This is a genomic window from Paraburkholderia unamae (genome assembly GCF_003268775.1).
Classification (GTDB): domain Bacteria; phylum Pseudomonadota; class Gammaproteobacteria; order Burkholderiales; family Burkholderiaceae; genus Paraburkholderia; species Paraburkholderia unamae.
The window spans coordinates 31423-49658 of record NZ_QLSU01000001.1 but is presented as its reverse complement, the minus strand read 5'-3'; the positions used below and the strand labels follow the sequence as shown (position 1 = coordinate 49658).

At 66.6% G+C, this 18236-nt stretch carries 14 protein-coding genes; 5 read left to right on the top strand and 9 right to left on the bottom strand.

Annotation, left to right across the window (positions count from 1 at the left end; translation table 11 throughout):
• Positions 1-4: 4 nt before the first annotated feature.
• Both C7401_RS00225 and C7401_RS00220 read right to left on the bottom strand, forming a co-directional pair.
• Positions 5-2410, bottom strand: coding sequence for a TonB-dependent receptor (locus tag C7401_RS00225; RefSeq protein ID WP_112169112.1), 2406 nt, complete (start codon positions 2408-2410; stop codon positions 5-7).
• Positions 2411-2610: 200 nt separating this feature from the next.
• The gene (locus C7401_RS00220) at positions 2611-2976 is read right to left on the bottom strand and encodes a DUF2946 domain-containing protein (protein ID WP_112169110.1); all 366 of its coding nucleotides are present in this window, start codon (positions 2974-2976) and stop codon (positions 2611-2613) included.
• A gap of 209 nt (positions 2977-3185) precedes the next feature.
• Here C7401_RS00220 and C7401_RS00215 point away from each other — a divergent pair, with 209 nt between their 5' ends.
• Positions 3186-3488 carry a hypothetical protein gene (locus tag C7401_RS00215; protein ID WP_112169108.1) on the top strand — a complete coding sequence of 101 codons (303 nt, stop codon included), beginning with the start codon at positions 3186-3188 and terminating at the stop codon, positions 3486-3488.
• Positions 3489-3503: 15 nt separating this feature from the next.
• Here C7401_RS00215 and C7401_RS00210 read toward each other — a convergent pair whose 3' ends face one another.
• The 3 genes from C7401_RS00210 to C7401_RS00200 all read right to left on the bottom strand — a co-directional run bounded on the left by C7401_RS00210 (position 3504) and on the right by C7401_RS00200 (position 8082).
• On the bottom strand, positions 3504-6833 hold the full coding sequence (locus C7401_RS00210; RefSeq protein WP_112169106.1) for an ATP-binding protein: 3330 nt from the start codon (positions 6831-6833) through the stop codon (positions 3504-3506).
• Positions 6833-7495 (bottom strand): response regulator, encoded by a 663-nt coding sequence (locus tag C7401_RS00205; protein ID WP_112169104.1) that lies wholly within the window; start codon positions 7493-7495, stop codon positions 6833-6835. The genes C7401_RS00210 and C7401_RS00205 overlap by 1 nt, the downstream gene beginning before the upstream one ends.
• Before the next feature lie 110 nt (positions 7496-7605).
• Complete coding sequence (locus C7401_RS00200) at positions 7606-8082, bottom strand: hypothetical protein (RefSeq protein ID WP_112169102.1); 477 nt, start codon at positions 8080-8082, stop codon at positions 7606-7608.
• A 407-nt stretch (positions 8083-8489) separates the two neighbouring features.
• Between C7401_RS00200 and C7401_RS00195 the strand changes: the two genes are divergently transcribed.
• Positions 8490-9080 (top strand): BPSL1445 family SYLF domain-containing lipoprotein, encoded by a 591-nt coding sequence (locus C7401_RS00195; RefSeq protein WP_112169100.1) that lies wholly within the window; start codon positions 8490-8492, stop codon positions 9078-9080.
• 17 nt (positions 9081-9097) lie between these two features.
• Positions 9098-9550: an acyl-CoA thioesterase gene (locus C7401_RS00190; RefSeq protein WP_208948896.1), complete on the top strand. Its 453-nt coding sequence runs from the start codon at positions 9098-9100 to the stop codon at positions 9548-9550.
• A 3-nt stretch (positions 9551-9553) separates the two neighbouring features.
• On the opposite strand, the gene surE is transcribed toward C7401_RS00190, so the two are convergent.
• The gene (surE, locus tag C7401_RS00185; RefSeq protein WP_112169096.1) at positions 9554-10342 is read right to left on the bottom strand and encodes a 5'/3'-nucleotidase SurE; all 789 of its coding nucleotides are present in this window, start codon (positions 10340-10342) and stop codon (positions 9554-9556) included.
• Between the two features lie 312 nt (positions 10343-10654).
• On the opposite strand from surE, the gene ydiK reads away from it, so the two are divergent.
• Both ydiK and C7401_RS00175 read left to right on the top strand, forming a co-directional pair.
• Positions 10655-11752 (top strand): AI-2E family transporter YdiK, encoded by a 1098-nt coding sequence (gene ydiK, locus C7401_RS00180; protein WP_112169094.1) that lies wholly within the window; start codon positions 10655-10657, stop codon positions 11750-11752.
• Positions 11753-11950: 198 nt separating this feature from the next.
• On the top strand, positions 11951-14623 hold the full coding sequence (locus C7401_RS00175; RefSeq protein WP_112169092.1) for an ATP-dependent Clp protease ATP-binding subunit: 2673 nt from the start codon (positions 11951-11953) through the stop codon (positions 14621-14623).
• 38 nt (positions 14624-14661) lie between these two features.
• Here the strand turns inward: C7401_RS00175 and C7401_RS00170 are convergent, their stop codons facing one another.
• The 3 genes from C7401_RS00170 to C7401_RS00160 form a co-directional block, all read right to left on the bottom strand.
• Positions 14662-15897 carry a type II toxin-antitoxin system HipA family toxin gene (locus C7401_RS00170; protein ID WP_112169090.1) on the bottom strand — a complete coding sequence of 412 codons (1236 nt, stop codon included), beginning with the start codon at positions 15895-15897 and terminating at the stop codon, positions 14662-14664.
• Positions 15894-16172, bottom strand: coding sequence for a helix-turn-helix domain-containing protein (locus C7401_RS00165; RefSeq protein ID WP_112169088.1), 279 nt, complete (start codon positions 16170-16172; stop codon positions 15894-15896). Before C7401_RS00165 ends, C7401_RS00170 begins: the two co-directional genes overlap by 4 nt.
• A gap of 390 nt (positions 16173-16562) precedes the next feature.
• Positions 16563-18200, bottom strand: a complete 1638-nt coding sequence (locus C7401_RS00160) for an AMP-binding protein (protein WP_112169086.1) — start codon at positions 18198-18200, stop codon at positions 16563-16565.
• Positions 18201-18236 lie beyond the last annotated feature (36 nt).

Here is an 18236-nt window from a genome sequence, read left to right as displayed (position 1 = left end):
CCGCTCAAATTCCGAGCTTCGCTTCGAGGTAGAACGTGCGGCCGGGGTACGGGTGATAGACGAAGTAGCGCGTGTCGAAGAGGTTGTCGACGCCCACGCCTATCTGGCTTTTCTTCGTCGGCCGGTAGGTGAACTTCATGTCGACGACCGCATAGGTGCTCGTGCCGCCGAACACGTTCGGGTTCGTGTCGGTGTTCGTCAGCGTGTTGTACTGGCGGCCCGAGTAGCGCGCGGCCAGCGTGAGCGCCGAGTGCGCGTCGAAGCGGTAGGTCGCGACCAGGTTCGCGCGCCACAACGGAATCCGGTAGAAGTACTTACCGACGGTCGCGGGGTTTTGCGCGTTCTCCAGGATCTTCGACTGCGTATAGGCGACGCTCGCCGCGAGATCGAGGCCATGCAGCATGACGTCCTCGCCCTGATAGCTCGTTTCCACGCCGCGCGAGCGCACCTTGCCGATGTTCTGGAAGTTGGTGACGTTGGGGATGACGGTCGTATCGGTCTGGCTGAAGATGGTGTTCTTCACGTCGTCCTGAAAGAGCGTCAGGCGAAAGAGGCCGTTCCAGTGCGCCCATTCCGCGCTGAGTTCCTTCGAGAGATCGTCCTCGGGGCGCAGGTTCGGATTGTTGTTGACGATCGACGAGCCGTTCACCTGGCCCTGGAAAAGTTCGCTCACGGTGGGGAAGCGATAGGCGCGCGCGATCGACGCGCGCAGCGTCAGGTCGTCGGTCACGTCGAACGAGAGCGACGCCTTGGGAGAAAGGTGCCGGTCGCCCACGTTCGCATAGGGCAGGTTCACGCCGCCCAGTGCCTGATAGCCGTCGTAGGCGCGCCAGTCCTCGTAGCGCACGCCGTACACGAGTTTCCAGCGCGGCAGGAAGCGCCACGCGTCCTGCGCGTAGAACGCCTGGGTTTCGGTCTTGCCCGCGAAGGCGTTGGCGAAGCCGGCCGCGCCGCCATCGCGCCACGCGAGCGTGTTGTACGTGCGGTTGTCGAGCGTGTAGTTGTCGTAGTGATAGCCGAAGGTGAGCCAGTGGGCCATGAGGCCCGCATCGGGCGTGTGGGGTGTCCACGTCGTCTTGAGGTCGAGCGTCTTCCAGCCCGTGCCGTCGCCTAGTGTCATCACGCCGGGACCGTTGCCGGGGCCGCCTGCATTCGCCGTGCGCGCGACGCTGTTGCTTACGTCGTAGTACGAAGCGATAGCCTCCGCGTTCCAGCCGCTCGCCTGGTGTGTGCGCAGCGTTGCGCCGTAAAGCCAGTTTTCGCTCCAGCCGCGGCTCGGTGCGAGCGCCGCGGCGGGAATGGTGTACTCGTAGCCGTTGATCGAGACCCGGCCGCTGTACACGGGATTGCCGTTCGCGTCGTACAGGAAGGTCGAAGTCGCGCTGTCGTAGGTCTGGTGCCAGTAGCCGAGCGTCACGCCGCCTTGCACGGTAGGCGTGAAGTCGTACTGCATGCGCAGCTTGAACTGGTCCTGCACCGTGTGCTCGATGCCTTCGCCGTTCACGCCGAGCACGACGGTCGGCGTGTTCGTCTGGTTGTTGTAGACGTACGCGCCATGCACCGGAATGTCGCCGGGCTGCGCGGGTTTCGTCGACTGTGCGAGCGTGGCGAACTGCAACGGCTGGCTCGTGTTCTCCAGATGGTTCACGCCGAGCAGGTACGAGAACTTGCCGATGCGGTCGCCGATCGACGCGCTCATCTCGCTGCCGTTGAAGTTCTGGTTCACGCCATAAAGGCTGAAGTGCTGCGTGAACGCCTTCACGTCCGCGTTCGCTTCGAACTGCTTTGGCATGCGCGTGGTGATGAGCACGGTCGCGCCGAGCGAGTTGCCGGGATAGAGCGCGGAGAACGGCCCGTAGATCACGTCGACCTGCTGGATCTGGTCGGGAAACACCATCGACCAGCGCGGCGGAAACGTGTAACTGTTGCCGAGGAGATTCGAGAGCAGCAGGCCGTCCGCGTAGACGAGGCCGCGCGCGCTCTGCGTGTTGCTCGTGCCGCGCACGGCGATGATCGAGTTCAGGTCGCCCACGAAGCGCTTGCGCACCGCGAGGTTGGGCAGATACTTGAGCACGTCCTCGGTGTTGACGACGTTCCAGTTGTCGAACTGCGCGGGCGTGACGGTTTCCACCGTCGCGGGCAGGTTCGGATCGACGGCGGGCGTGGCGGCGCCGCCCGAGCCGCTGCTTGCGGTGCTCGCGCTCACCGTGACTGTGGGCAGCGTGGCGGTGTCGGGGGCTTGGTTTTCGGCGGCATGCGTCGCAACGGGGGCGACCAGGGCGAGCGGCAAAAGGGGCGGAAAAACGCGCGGCAGCACACCGAGCGCGAGGCGCACGGCATGCCGCTGCGCGCGCGGCGTTGCGCGTTCGCGTGGGCGAACGGCAGCGCCACGCGTGGCGAGCGTGGACATGAAATCCTTTCCTGTAGACGAAGGGCGAACGGCAGCGCGCCATGCGTGCTCGTTGCGCGCGCAAGCCAGTCGCGCGCTGCTTGCGACTGCTGCTTGTGCCTGTTTCGTGTGTTGTTCACGAACAGATCACGAGCGTTGCGCAGACGAATGACGAGCGGGTCACGAGCAAGTCGCGATCACGCGGCCGGTATCGGCAAATCTCAGGAAAGGAGCGGTGGGGCGCGTGGCCGCCCCGAAGGGAATGCGCCGAGCGGGAGGTCGTGCGTGACCGGCGGCGCGATGGTATCGAGCGCGACGGCGATGGAGAAAAGCGGCTCGGGCGCGGCGACCGAAGGCATCGCCACGTGGTGTTCGAGCAGGTGGCAGTAGCCGCAGGCGCCGAATGCATCGTCGTGCGAAAGATGCGGTGCGCTTTGTGCCGGCTGCAAGGCCGAGCAGAGCGGGGCGTCCGGCTCGTGCGCGCGGTGCGCGGCGGCGAGCTGGCTCACGAGCGGCGCAAGCACGATGAGCCACATGGCGACGAGGCCAAGCCATGCGGTCAGCAGTGAATGCTTGCGTGGATTCATGAGAATGAGAATGAATGCGCGGCGCAGTCTAACACGGCGCACCGCGTTTGCGCACGCTCACGGGCCGCGTTGAGGCGTGCCATAAGCGCGGCGCTATGTCGCGCCCGCGCGCGTTTTCGAAGGGTTTCGATGGTCGCAGCGCCCGGCGAGGGCGACTATCGAGCTATCCGATACGACCCAGGAGCCGTCCGCCAAGGGCGGGAACGTCCATGTCCGTCTTTTTTCTGCGCCGCGCGCCCGGTGTGCGCTGGACTCCACGTCTGCCCGAGCATCGTGGCGAACACGATGGCGGCGAGATGCCTCGCACGAGCAAGACCTCGCCCTGCGACCTCGTGCTGCCGAAGAGCTTCGCGCTGCGGCTTGCCGTGCATCACCCCGTGACGCCGAGCAGTCCTGTGCGCTGTCCGCTCGATGAAACCGCATTGCGCCAGTGGTGCGTGCGTTTGCAGAACGACGATTGCCCGAACGAAGCGTCCCTCGAAGCGCCGATGTTTCTCAAGCGTTCGCGCTGAGCGAGAAACATGCGTTCAAGCGGCGTCGCGAGACGCCGCTTGAACGCGCATGGCGTTGAGTTCGGCCGCCACGGCGGCCGCGAGATCGCCGACGTCATCGGTCCACTGCCCGGCTTCTCGCGTCGTCGCGCGCAGTTCGAGGCAGGCTTCGTTGAGCATCGAAGGGCCGAGAACCGCGAGGCCGCCCGAGACGCGGTGTGCCCAGTCGCGCAAGCGCTTGAAGTCGCGCTGCTGCGCGATTTGCGCGTAATCGGCGATGTCGCGTTCGGCCTGCTCGATGAAGAGTCCGGCAAGCGGGGCGGTGAGCGCCGGAAAGCGCGGCAGTTCTTGCGCCGTGTCTGTTTCGGAGTCCTGCGCGGTCGCTGTATCTTGCGAAGCCGGTGTGCGTGCCGATACGTCCGACAGCACACGCGCAAGCTCGGCGAGGGCGAGCGGCTTGGTGAGGTAGTCGGTGAAGCCCAGTGCGCGTCCTTGCGCGATCTGCTCGGGCAAGGCGTTGGAACTCAATGCATAAACAGGAAGATCGGGGAACTTTGCCCGCGTTGCTTCGAGCAGCGCGTTGCCGTTCATGCCCGGCATGTTCAGGTCGGTGAGCACGAGATCCACCTCGCGCTCGCCGAGCCGCGCGAGCGCTTCCTCGCCGTCCTTCGTTTCGATCACGTTCGCACCCAGCGTGCGCAACTGGTCGCGCAGCAGCCCGCGGTTCAGCAGATTGTCTTCGGCGATGAGGACATTCAGGGATGCGAACTGTCCGCCTTCCAGTTGCACACTGGTTTCCGGTTGGGGCGTGCCGGCCGTCGAGGCGCCCCCGCCGCGCACGATCATCTGCGTGGCGGCGCGGATGCCCGCGAGGCTGTAGAGGCTCACCTCGACCGCGCCGCCTCCCAGCTCCAGCGGCACGAGCGGTCCGTCCTGGCGCAGCCACACGATCTTCGCGCTCTCACCCCAGAGCGGCGCGACGTCGTCGCGGGCGAACTCGTCGGTCACGAGCAGATAGTCGAACGTGCCCTCGCGCGGCGGTTCATCGAGGCTCAGGAAGGTCGGCGCGCTCGCGCGGGCGTCGAACAGGTTGGCGAGCCATTCGCGGTTTTCGGGCGCGCGGCACAGGATGGCGGGGTGCGCGTCGTGCAGCGTCCATTCCTCGCCCGCGGTGGTCTCGCCCTCGGCCCTTAGCGGCAGCGTGACCGTCACGCGCGTGCCCACGCCAAGCGTGCTGTCGAGTGCGATGCGCCCGTGCATCAGCTGGGCGAGGCGCGCGCAGATCGAAAGCCCGAGGCCGGTGCCGCGCGCCTGCGTGAGGCGCTGGCCGTCGCCTTGCGTGAAGGGCTTGAAGAGATGCTGCTTGAGGTCGTCGGAAATGCCGCCGCCGGAGTCGCTCACGCCGATCTCCAGCGCGCCTTCGCGCCAGCTCGCGCGCAGCACGATCTTGCCCGAGCGGGTGAACTTGAAGGCGTTGCTCAGCAGGTTGTTGACGATCTGCGCAAGCCGCACGGCGTCGAAGTGAAGTTGCGCGGGGATCGCGCGGTCCATCACGAGGAAGAACGGCAGGCGCTGACGCACGGCGAGCGGAGCATGCGCGAGCGCGATGCGGCCGAGCAGTCCCGCGATCGAACCGGGCGCCTCCGTGAGCTTCATCTGCCCCACGTCGATCTTCGAAAAGTCCAGCACGTCGCTCACGATCTGTAGCAACTCGGCCGCGGAAATCTGCATGGCCTGCACGCGCGCACCCTGTTCGGGCGCGAGCGGCCCACGCGCGACGAGTTCGATATTGCCGACGAGCGAAGCGAGCGGCGTGCGGATTTCGTGGCTCATCGCGGCGAAGAAGCTCACTTTCGCGCGGGCGGCTTCGTCGCTCATGCGCTTGGCCTCGCGCAGCAGCCGCTCGACCTCGTAGTGCTTCGACATGTCGGCGACCGCGCAGAACATCACGTCTTCGCGGTTCATCGTGGCGGGCGCATAAGTGATGGCGAGATGCAGGCCCTCTTCGCCGGGGCGCTCGAGCGAGTACGGCAGTTCGTACACCGGCGTTTCGTCGTCGCTGTGCGCGGGCGTGGGCCAGGGCAGGTGCTTTTCGAATTCGGCGCACAACGTGTTCGGCAGGCGCGTGGCGTTCGCGTCGAGCCCGAGCACGTTGCGCACGATCTGGTTCGCCACGACGATCTCGAAGTTGCTGCGCCTCACGATGCACAGGCCGACCGGCGTGGCGTGAACGAGCAGATGGTTGAGCAGCTCGCCTTCGAGCGCTCGGCTCGCCTCGTCATAAGTGCGCGTGAGCACGCGGCGGTTCCAGTAGTGCGAGAGCGTGATGAGCATTGCCACGAGCGCGGCCGTGAGCGCGAGGATGATGAGGAGCGGCAAGCGAATCAGCGCGAACTGCTGGCCCCACGAGAGCGTCACGATGTAGCGGCCGAAGCCGTACGCGAGAGGTTGTTCGCGCAGCACCCAGCCAAAGCGCGCGAGCGCATGGAACGAGCCGGTCGGGAGGTTCGCGATGCGCCTGTCGAGCAATTGCGCGGCGGGCGCCGAGAGCGGGCCGGCGAGCATGGCGCCCTCGGCGTCGAACAGCGTGGGCATGACGCGCGAGTCGTTGTCGCGTGCAATGCGATCGAACGCGGCGAGATCGACGCTCGTCAGCACGAACGCATAGGGCTTGCCGTCCTTGAGCACGCTCAGCGCGCCGAGCACGAGCGAATCCGGGAAGCCGAGTGCCGCGGGAGGCCGGAACCAGATGACTTTCAGTTCGCGTGCGGCCCTAACCGGGTCCGTTGCGCGCGCCGTCATGCGCAGAAGCACCGCGTCGGCGAGCAGGCGCGCGTGCGCTGCGGCGTCCTCCAGCGATTGCGTCGGCTCGTGGGCGGCCGGGCCGAGCCGGTAGCCGTACGCGGCGCTGCCGTCCGCCGCCAGCAACAGCAGGGGCGCGTCGGGAGAGACCGCGCTCGCGAGCCGCACGGTGCGATTGCAGGCCGCGCGCAATTCGGGCGCGCCGTTCAGGCCCGCGAAGGTCGGCGCGCACGGCGCCGGCGCGTTGTCGTCCGGCGGCCCTGCGCGTGGGGATGCGCTTTCGAGTGAAAGGACGACTTGTGTGCCGATGACCAGGGTGTGCTGACGCTCGATCAGCGCGTCGACTTGCGCGCTGGTGGTGCGGGCGCGTAAGGCCTGCGTGCGCAGCGAGGCGAACGTGACGCTGGCGATCGCGATGGCCGCCATGCACAGCGCCGCGAAAATCAGAAGGCCCGTGAGCATCGCGAACACGCGCCGTTCGCGTTTCAGGTTGCGCTCGAGCGCGCCGAGCGCTTCATAGGGCGAGGTATGAGCGAAGCCGTTCCGATACGCGGAGCGCGGCATTACGCGAATCCGTTTTCGCTGGCGTACCTGATCAGGTCGGCATTCGATTCGAGGTGGAGTTTGCGCATGGCCGCGCGCTTTTGCGTGGCGACGGTGGTCACCGAGCGGTTCAGCCGCTTTGAGATTTCGGTCACGCTCAGGCCGAGCGCGAAGAGGCGCACCACTTCCAGCTCGCGCGGCGAGAGCGGTTGATTGCGCTGGAATTCGTCGGAGTTCGAACCTTCTTTCGCGAGGCGCTCGGCAATGCGGGCGGAAAGCGCGGTGCCCGCCTGCGCGAGCGCGCGACGGCAGACTTCGCCGAGTGCGGGAATCGGCTCGTCCTTGCCGATCAGCCCGGACACGCCGAGTTGCGCGAGTTCGTGCAGGATGCCGCCGTTGGTGAGCATCGTGAATACGACGACTGGCGTGTCGGGGTGGAGCCGGCGCAGCCTGCTGATGAGCCGCAGCCCGTCTTCGTCTTCGACTTCGCCTTGCATCGAGAAGTCCGTGACGATGAGATCGCACGCGCTCTCGCGCAAGGTGTCGATGAGGGCAGCGCCGGTGCTGGCTGTAGCGATCACCTTGAAGCCCGGCATGCCGTTGAGGTAGTCGCTGATCGCTGTCAGCACGACTGGATGGTCGTCGGCCACCACGACCCGCACGTCTTGCGTCGCATTCGTCATGGGCGTGAGAGAGTCGCCTGAAGTCGGAAAACCCCAAGGGCCATGCCAGCAGAGTCAGGCTTCAGCGATTGCGCCGCTCTGCCATCGTGTCACTGATTATATGTCAGGCCTTACTGATGTTTGTCTGAGTTGGCGTAGGGCGGCCGGGCGGCCTTTTTCGCCGGCGTGGCGGCCGGGCAGTGGGCGTGGAAGCACGACACCGTGAACTGCGAGCGCGCGCCGCTGGACGAGGTGCAGGCGTGGCTGCACGTGCGCGTGGTCATCTGGACGAAGCGCAGCGGGACGGAGCGCGTCGCGGCAAGCGGCGCCGCAGGGCGAGTGGCCGCAGGTTCTCGCGAGTTCGCCCATTTCGCGCTCGCCACGTGGAATACCAGCGCCCAGACGCCCATCGAACCGCCCAGCGCGCCGGCGGCGGCCGGCAGCCAGAAGGCGCCGGCGGGCGAGCGCCACAGCAGGAACAGCATGGCGACGAAGCTGACGTAGAAGACCGGCAGCAGATAGATGCCCGCGCCGCTCAGGTATTCGCAGGCACGCGACAGCGCCTGGCTGCGCGGTTGCGGCGTACGGTCTGGCGTGCTGTTGGGCATGGCGGTTCTCCTCGGATGTCGGGCTCGGGGCGAGGGCGGCGGCCGTTGCGGCAGACCTCGTCGAGACATGACCCCAATGTAGCGAGCGGGGTGCCGCGTCGACATAGAAGGATTTCGAGAAGTGGAGCCATGCTGCATCGCACCGAAGGGCGGGAACACCCTGATGCCGGGGAGCGAACTCCATGCGCGGCGCATGGTCCTATACCCCCAAGGATGGCGGTCACGGGCGCGAGTGCCGGCCGGCCACGCGGCGGCGCGCCCCTTCGCGCGCGACTGCCGTGGCGTATCGGCCCGCGAATTTTCCAGGCCCGCGCCCCTGCGCGCTATCCTGTAGGGCTTTGCGCACGGCCAGGCAATAGCGCGGCCGGCGCGGGCAATCGAAGTCACCTATCCACAGGAACACCGCAATGCGCCGACGTCAATTCATACTCAATTCCAGCGCCGCGCTCGCCGCAAGCGGCTTTGCGCTTGCCGGCTGCACGACGACCCCGCTGGGTTCGCAGGACAGCGCCGCGCAGAACGCGGCCAAGCGCAACGCCATCGACGCGGGCGTGGACAGCACGCTCACGCGGCTCTACAGCACGGTGAGCGGCTCGCAGGAGTTGATTTCGAAGGCGAGCGGCGTGCTCGTCTTTCCGCAGGTGTTGGCGGCAGGCTTCTGGATCGGCGGTCAGTACGGCACCGGCGCGCTGCGCGTGCAGGGCCGCACCACGGGCTACTACAGCACGGTGGCGGGCTCGTTCGGCTTGCAGATCGGGGCCCAGTCCAAGGCCATCATCTTCGCGTTCATGAATCCGGTTGCGCTCGACGACTTCACCAGCAGCCAGGGATGGTCGGCCGGCGCGGACGCCACGGTCGCGGTGGTCACCGTGGGGGCGAACGGCAATGTCGATACCTCGACCGCCATGAGCCCCGTCGAAGCGTTCGTGCTGACCAACGGCGGCCTCATGGCGGGGGTGTCGCTCGAAGGCGTGAAGGTCTCGCGCCTCGTGATCTGAGCGGCGCGAGTACGGCAATGAGCGCAGATACCCGCGTGGGGATGCCCACCTTCCGCCGCAAGCACAAGATCCACTTCTCGGAGTGCGATCCGGCCGGCATCGTCTTCTATCCGCAGTATTTCGTCCTGTTCAACGACCTCGTCGAGTCGTGGTTCGACGAAATGCTGCCGCAGGAGGGCTATCACGGCGTGCTGGGCGTGCGCCGTGTGGGCATGCCGACCGTGCGGCTCGAAGTGGACTTCAAGGCCATCAGCAAGATGGGCGACGAGGTCTGGTTGTCGCTCGAGGTCGTGCGGCTCGGCGAGGCTTCGCTCACGCTCGCGTGGGCCTGCACGGGCGTGGACGGCGTGCTGCGCATGGCGGCGCGCCAGACCATCGTCACGACCTCGCTCGACACCCATCGATCGATCGGCATTCCTGATGACATTCGCCGAGCGATCGAAACGGCCATGGCGGCCGCTCGCGAGTGAGGCTCAGGCGGCGCCGGCCAGCGCCGCCTGCAACGTGGCGAAGGTCTTTTCGTCGGTGCGCTCGAAGTGCAGCGGCGTGACCGAAACGCGCCCGGCGTTCACCACGGCCGTTTCGCTGTCGGGACTGTTTTCGCGCGGGCCGCGGTTAAAGCGCAGCCAGTGGTAGTCCATGCCGCGCGGGTCGATCTGCGGCACGACGTCGATGCCCTGCACGAGCCCCACGCCCTGGCGCGTGACCGTGAGCGGGCCGGCCGCGCTCGCGTCGATATCGGGGAAGTTCACGTTCAGGCAGACGGGTGCGTCGTGCGCGACCGCGGCGAGGCGGCGGATCACGTCCGGCGCGAGCGCGCGGGCCGTGTCCCAGCGCACGTGGTCGCGGTCGCGGAAGGTCTGGCTCAGCGCGATCGACGGCAGGCCGAGCAACAGGCCCGTCATGGCCGCGCCCACCGTGCCGGAGAACATCGTTTCCACGCCGAGGTTGCCGCCGCGGTTGATGCCCGAAAGCACGAGCGAGGGCCGCACGTCGCCCATCAACTGGCGCACCGCCATCACCACGCAATCGCCGGGTGTGCCGAGCACGCCGAAGCGCCGCTCGCCGCGGCGGCTCACGCGCAGCGGCGTGTGCAGGCTGATGGAGTGCGAGGTGCCGCTCTGGTCGTGCTCGGGCGCGACGACCCAGACTTCGTGCGCCAGCTCGGCGGCCACGGCTTCGAGCACGGCGAGGCCGGGGGCGTCGATGCCGTCGTCGTTGGTCAGGAGCACGCAGGGGAGTTTCGTATCGGTTGCGGACATGGAGCGCTCTGGTCGGGTGCAGGGTCGGGGAAACAGGCATTATTCCAGAGTGCGCCGCAGGCTGCATGCGCGCCCCGCGCTCGCCGCCGCGCATTCAGTTAAGAATGCGAATGAATCGGGCGTTTGCTGGCGTTTGCCCGGCGCTCGCATGCGTTTCCGGGGCGCGCCGGTCAGTGGGGCGGCGTGGCCTGATGCGGGGTACGGCCGGGCCGCGCGCCTCGGGCGCGTCCCATCTGGGTAGGTTGTGTCACGTATCCGGGATAGACTAGCGCGTCGGCGCCGTGACGCGCGCCCCGCAGCCAGGAGATGTAAGTGAAGCCGCAAGCCACGCCGGACCTTGCCCGCATTCTGTTCATCGTCGCGATACTTTGCGCGCTGACGATCGGCAGCCTCTATGTGATGCGCCCGTTCCTCCCAGGGCTGATCTGGGCCACGACCATCGTCGTCGCGACGTGGCCCGCCATGATCGGCATAGAGCGGCGCTGCGGCAACCGCCGCTGGCTCGCCACGCTCGTGATGCTGGTGATCCTCCTCGTGGTGATCGTCCTGCCGCTCTATGAAGCCGTGTCGACGCTCGCTGTGCACGGCGGCGAAATCATGGACGTGATCCGCAAGCTGCCCGACTATGCGTTGACGTCGCCGCCGGAGTGGATTCGCGAGATTCCCGTGGTGGGCGAGCGCATTGCGGGCAAATGGCAGGAGTTCTCCGATGCGGGCCCCGGCGGCCTGCTCGCGCAACTGGAGCCCTACGCGACCATCGCCGCCCACTGGTTGATCGGCCATGCCGCCTCGGTGGGCGTGTTCGTCATGCACATGTTCATTACGATCATCATCACGGGCATCCTGTACAGCCAGGGCGAGCACGCCGCCGCCTATGTCACGCGCTTCGCGATCCGCGTCGCTCCGGCCTATGGCGAGCAGGCCGTGAAGCTCGCGGGCGCTTCGATTCGCGCCGTGGCGCTCGGCATCGTCGTCACGGCGATCCTCCAGTCGGCGCTGGGCGGCATCGGCCTCGCCGTGGCCGGGGTGCCGGGCGCGGGCGTGCTCACGGCCGTGATGCTCATGCTCTGCCTCGCGCAGATCGGTCCCACGCTGCCGCTGCTCGGCGGCGTGATCTGGCTGTTCATGCACGACGCGCACGTCGTGGCCATCCTGCTCGCGGTGTGGTCCGTGATGGTCGCCATGCTCGACAACCTGGTGCGCCCCGTGCTGATCCGGCGCGGCGTCAATCTTTCGATGCTGCTGATACTCTCCGGCGTGCTCGGCGGCTTGTTCGCCTTCGGCATCGTCGGGCTCTTTATCGGGCCGGTGATTCTCGCGGTGTCTTCCACCTTGCTGACGGCGTGGATACGCGACCCGGCGGCCGGCGTGCGCGACGCGGGCGAGCCGGCTACCCGTCAAGACGTTTGACCGGGCAAAGCCAATCCGATCCAGACGCAAAACGTCTCCTTGACGACGCGCCGTTCGATTCGACGTTACGATGACGTCTGAATTTCGCGACGGCATTCGTTAGAGCATTCAGCGGCGCTCGTGGCGGCACGCTTCGTCCCGGCTCCGGTCGCGGGCGGCGGCCTCACGTGCGCCGCGCACCGCTTCCAAGGAGAGGAAATGGCTCAGTTCAACTGCGATATCTGCGGCGTGCGCCCCGCGACGGTGCGGGTCGCCGTGTTGCAGGACGGCAGACGGCGCTTTCTCGATGTCTGCGATTATCACTATGCGCAGCTCACCCGGCATCAACGCACGTTGAGCCCGCTGGAGTCGCTGTTCCGCGCTTCGCAGCAGGGCGGCGGCGCGCCGCAGGAACCCGTCGCGCAGGCCATGGAGGCGGGCGACGGCGCGATCGTCGAGCGCTACTTCAGCGACGTGGCGCGCGAATTGCTGCAACGCGCGGCCGAGCGCGCGGTGCAGTTCGGGCGCCGCGAGGTGGACACCGAACATCTGCTTTACGAACTCGCGGGCAATGATGCCGGCGCGGCCATCCTCAAGCGCCTGGGCATTCAGCCCGACGACGTGCGCGCGTTCATCGACGCCAATGCGCAAAAGCGCGAAGGCACGGGCACGCCCGAAGACGGCCGCATCGGCGTCTCGCCGCGCCTGAAGGGCGCACTCGACCGCGCGTTTCTCGTTTCGCGCGAACTGGGCCACAGCTACGTGGCGCCCGAGCATCTGCTGTTCGGGCTTACGCAGGTGCCGGAGAGCTTCGCGGGGCATCTGCTCGGCCGCTACGGCGTCACGCCCCAGAAGGTGCTCCAGGGGCTCGTGGAGGCCCAGGGCGACAAGCGCGAGCGGCCCGCCGCGAAAGGTCCGAGCGCGACGCCGCAACTCGACCAGTACAGCCGCGACCTCACCGCCCTTGCGAGCGAGGGCAAGCTCGACCCCGTGATCGGCCGCTCCAGCGAGATCGAGACGGTGGTGGAAGTGCTCGCGCGGCGGCGCAAGAACAACCCGGTGCTGATCGGCGAGCCGGGCGTGGGCAAGACGGCCATTGCCGAAGGGCTCGCGCAGCGCATGCTCAACGGCGACGTGCCGGAGTCGCTGCGCGGGCGGCGGCTCGTCGAGCTCAACGTCAACGGGTTGATCGCGGGCGCGAAGTATCGCGGCGAATTCGAAGAGCGCGTGAAGGGCGTGATGGAGGAAATCTCGGCGCAGCGCGAGAGCCTCGTGCTCTTCATCGACGAAGTCCACATGATCGTGGGCGCGGGCCAGGGCGGCAACGAAGGCGGCCTCGATATCGCCAACGTGTTCAAGCCGGCCATGGCGCGCGGCGAGCTGAACCTGATCGGGGCGACGACGCTCTCGGAGTACCAGAAGTACATCGAGAAGGACGCGGCGCTCGAGCGGCGCTTCCAGCCCGTGTTCGTGTCGGAGCCGAGCGTCGATCAGACGATCAACATCCTGCGCGGCTTGCGCGACAAGCTCGAGGTTCATCACCACGTCACGATTCGCGACGACGCGCTCGTCGCGGCCGCCGAACTATCGGACCGCTACGTGATGGGCCGCTTCCTGCCCGACAAGGCGATCGACCTCGTCGACCAGGCTGCGGCGCGCGTGCATCTTTCGGCCACCTCGCGGCCTGCCGCGATCCTCGAACTCGAAGCGGAGCTGGCGCAGTTGCGCCGCGAACAGGACTACGCGGCCACGCGCAAGAACTTCGAGCGCGCCCACACGCTCGACGAGCCGATCGCCGACAAGGAGAAGTCGCTCACGCAGGCCACGAGCGAATGGAAAGGCCAGCTCGGCTCGGTCACGTCCGACGTGACGAACGAGGACGTGGCCGAGATCGTGTCGAAGCTCACGGGCGTGCCGGTCACGCAACTGACCGCCGAGGAGCGCACGCGCTTGCTCGAAATGGAAGTGCGCCTGCACGAGCGTGTGATCGGCCAGGAGCAGGCAATCGTCGCGGTGAGCGACGCGGTGCGCCGCTCGCGCGCCGGGCTGCGGCGCGGGCGCCGGCCCACGGCCGTGTTCCTGTTCCTCGGGCCGACCGGCGTGGGCAAGACCGAACTCGCGAAGGCGCTGGCCGAAGTGGTGTTCGGCGACGAGGACGCCATCGTGCGCATCGACATGAGCGAGTACATGGAGCGGCACGCGGTGTCGCGGCTCATCGGCTCGCCGCCGGGCTACGTCGGCTACGACGAGGGCGGGCAGTTGACCGAGAAGGTGCGCCGCCGTCCTTATTGCGTGATCCTGCTCGACGAAATCGAAAAGGCGCACTCCGACGTCTACAACGTGCTGTTGCAGGTGTTCGACGACGGGCGCCTTACCGACGGCAAGGGGCGCGTGGTCGACTTCAGCAATACGATCGTGATCGCGACGAGCAACCTTGGCTCGGACGTCGTCTCGGGCCAGAAGCGCTCGGGGCCGGGGTTCCTTTCCAGCGCCGAAGGATCGATGCAGAACGCCGTGATGGGCGAGTTGCGCCAGCATTTCCGGCCCGAGTTCCTGAACCGCATCGACGAAATCATCATGTTCCAGCCGCTCAGCAGCGACGAGCTTCGCTCGATCGTGCGGCTACAGCTAGAACAGGTCCAGCGGATGGCGCGCAGCCAGGATATCGACCTGACCTTCGACGAGAGCGTGATCGACCATCTCGCCGCCGAGGGATACCGGCCGGAATTCGGCGCTCGCGAGCTCAAGCGGCAGATCCAGCAGGCGGTGGAAAACGAGCTGGCGAAGGAGATGCTCAAGGGCGACGTGAAGGAGGGGGCGAAAGTCCTCTGTCGCTACGACGCGGCGCAGCGGCGCATGGCGTTTGCGTTGCAGGACGCCGGCAACGGCTGATACGACCGCGGCGCAAAACCTGAAACGCTGGCGCGCCCCTAGCGAACCACCTTGGGGCGCGACACCGGTTTGATGTCGGTGCGTTCGACGGCATGCCGGATCCTTGCGAGCAGATCGTCCGTGCCAAAGCGCGGGTCATGGGCGAGGCGCGCGGCGACCGTGTGATAGGCGTCGCGCAGACGCGCCATGATCGCCTCGCTCTCGGCCGCTCCGAGGTCGAGGCGGCGCGCGAACGCAAGGAGTTCGGCGGGCAGCGGAAACGTCTTGCTGCGGTTGAGGCTGAGCGCCATGCGGCCGTCCAGATCCGGGTAGATGTCCGTGCAGACCACGTCGAACACGGGAGCCAGCCGGCGTGGACCCGTCGGATCGATATAGAGGATTCCCAGGTTCTTCATGTGGGCGTCGCCGTCGCGCAACAGGCACGAAAGGGCGATGCGTTCGAAGAGACGCCGCTTTTGCGCCGGGTCGGAGCGCGTGTAGATGTCCACGGCCTTGGCGATCATCTCGTAGCTGCCCTCGTATTTGCCCTTGCCCGTGAGCACGCTCATGTCCTCGAAACCGAGGGGGGAGCCGTTCGCCCCGCGGTCGAAGCGGGACATCACGAAAAGCTGGCCGTCGTCGGATAGCCAGAAGTCGGGGACTTCGAGCGCCGCTTCTTTTGCCACCGACATGCAGAAGAACTCGTTGCGCGCGAGTCCGGGAAAATCCTCGCCTTCGGCTTTCACGATCACCGTGCGCAGCGGCAGCGCCGTGTGCTCCGCCGGGCGCGCGACAGCGTCCCCGGCAAGCGGGACGACGGCCTTCGGTTGGACGCCGGAGATGCCGGAGCCGAGCGCATAGCGGTCGATCAGGCGCTCGAACAGCCGGCCCGACGGCGAGGAGAGCAATTCGTCGAGGCGCTCGCCTTCGCTTTCCGGCACACGTTCGCCCGGCACGGAATAGGTGAGGCGGCCGATCTGGTTGCGCCCCGCGAGAAACAGCAGAAACATGTCGCTCGGCGCGCCATAGCGTGCGAGCCGCTCCTCGATCACGAAGCGCAGGTAGCCCTCCGGGCGGTTCATTGCGAAGACGCCCATCAGGTCGCCGCTCGCGTAGCTCTGGCGGCGCACGGGCATGGTGAGCGACACGCCTGCGACATCGGGCACCTCGCCATAGTTGAAAACGAAGCGGCTTTCGCGCGCCAGCAGACCACTTGGGCCTTGGGGCGTGTGGACTTCGAGCTTGCGGATCTCCCGCAGGAGCCGCTCGAGATCGAAGGGCGCGCTGGTGCTCATTCGTCGTCCCTGAAGATGTCGTTCAGGTCTTCGAGGATCACGGTGTCCATGGGACGCAGGACGACTTCATAGCCGAGCGCGTTCGCGAGCCGGCAGAGTTCACGGATGCCGACGTTACCTGCGTGCTCGGCGTTCGTGATGGTGCGGCGGGCAATGCCTGACCGCTCTGCCAGGGTCTGCTGGGTCAGCTTGCGCTCGCGTCGGGTCGCACGCAGGCTCGCAGCGAGGCGCTCCACGTTGGAGATCGGTGATTGGGCAGCTTTTTTGCGCATCATAGTGCGCATTATAGGTCGGTTTCTGTCAAATTGCGCGCTATTGTGCGCAAATCTCCTGCCGGATCGCTGGCATACACGCAACCAAATGCGCGCTATTGTGCGCAAATGAGTGAATGAATGGGAAATTGCGCAAGATACTGCGCAGAATGAGGTGGCCTTCCAGATGTGGTGCCATGCTCGCTTTCACGGGCAGGGCGTGAGGCGTCCGCGCGCGTTTCATGGGCGTGTATACCCTTTAATTCGAACATTATAGGAATAATGTCAAAAATGTTAGCGTTGATAGTAGAAAATTAACGGTTTACGTAGTAATACATGATAAAAATCGGGCGCTCGCGCACAACAAATCCGCAAACGCCCAACGCTAATCTCAGTCCACCAGCCCGTCTCGCCTCACAGCAGCCGCAACGCCGAGCGCTTGAGCTTGCCGGTTTCGGTGCGCGGAAGCGCGTCGATAAACGCAATCAGTCGCGGATACTTGTAAGCCGCCACGGCGCTCTTCACGAAGCGCTGCAATTCGGCGACCATCGCGTCCCCGGCGCTGAAACCGGGGCGCAAGACGACGAACGCCTTCACCACCTGGCCGCGCAACTCGTCGGGCACGCCCGTCACGCCGCACTCGGCCACGGCGGGGTGCTGCATGAGCACGGTCTCGATTTCGGGCCCCGCGATGTTGTAGCCCGACGAAACGATCATGTCGTCGGAGCGCGCCTGGTAGAACACATAGCCGTCGGCGTCGATGGAAACGGCGTCGCCCGGCAGGTTCCAGCCGCCGCGTACGAACTTCGCCTGGCGGTCGTCGGCGAGATAACGGCAGCCGGTCGGGCCCCGTACGGCAAGATTGCCGGTCACGCCGGGCGCGACGGGTTCCAGGTTGTCGTCGAGCGCCTGCACGACATAGCCGGGCACGGCGCGCCCGATCGAGCCGGGCCGCACATCGGCGCCCGCCGACGATACGAAGATATGAATCAGCTCGGTGCCGCCAATGCCATCAATCATCTCGATGCCCGACGCCTCGCGCCACAGGTCGCGCGTGGCTTGTGGCAGCGCCTCGCCCGCGGAGACTGTCTTGCGCAGGCTGGCAAGATCGTATTGCGTGACGAGCGGCGCCATCTGCCGGTAGAAGGTGGGCGCGGTGAAGACGATCGTTGCGCGAAAGCGCTGGATCGTCTCGAGCAGTAGCGCCGGCGTGAGCTTTTCGATCAGCACCGTCGAAGCGCCGACGCGCATGGGAAAGCACAGGAGGCCGCCCAGCCCGAACGTGAACGCGAGCGGAGGCGTGCCGCAGAACACGTCGTCGGCCGTGGGTTTCAGGATGTGGCGCGGGAACAGGTCGCACATGGCGATCACGTCGCGGTGGAAGTGCATGCAGCCCTTGGGCGTGCCCGTCGTGCCGCTCGTGAAGGCGATGAGGCAAACGTCGTCGCTGGCCGTGTCACAGGCTGTGAAGTCCGCGGGCTTGTCCTTTGCAAGGTATTCGAGCGTGCCCGCCGCATCGTCGTGGAAAAAGCGCACCTGTTGCAACGTTTCACAAAAGAACTCGTCGGCCGGGTCCATGCAGCGCGCGAGTTCATCGCTGAGCCGCACGTCGCACAACGCCGCGTGAATCCGCGCTTTGTCGACGATCTGCTTGAGCTCCTTCGCGCGCAGCAGCGGCATGGTGGGAATCACCACGAGTCCCGCCTTGAGCGACGCGAGGAACGCCACCGCCATTTGCAGCGTGTTGGGCCCGCGCAGCAGCACGCGATTGCCGGGCCGCAAACCCATGTCCTGCACGAGCACGTGCGCGCTGCGGTTGACCAGAGCGAGCAGCTCGGCGTAAGTCGTTGCGTGCGGCTTGCCTTCGATGTCCGACCAGATGGCCGGGCGATCGCCGTGCCCGGCCTCGATTGCGCGGTCCAGCAACTCGACCGCGCAATTCATGCGCGCGGGGTAGGCGACGTCGGGATTGTCGAGCAGCATGACGGGCCACTGCGTCTCGGGCGGCAGGTGGTCGCGTGCGAAGGTGTCGACATGGGCGGTGGGTTGCATGGCGTCTCCGGCTGTCTGCGTGAGCAGATCGTTCTG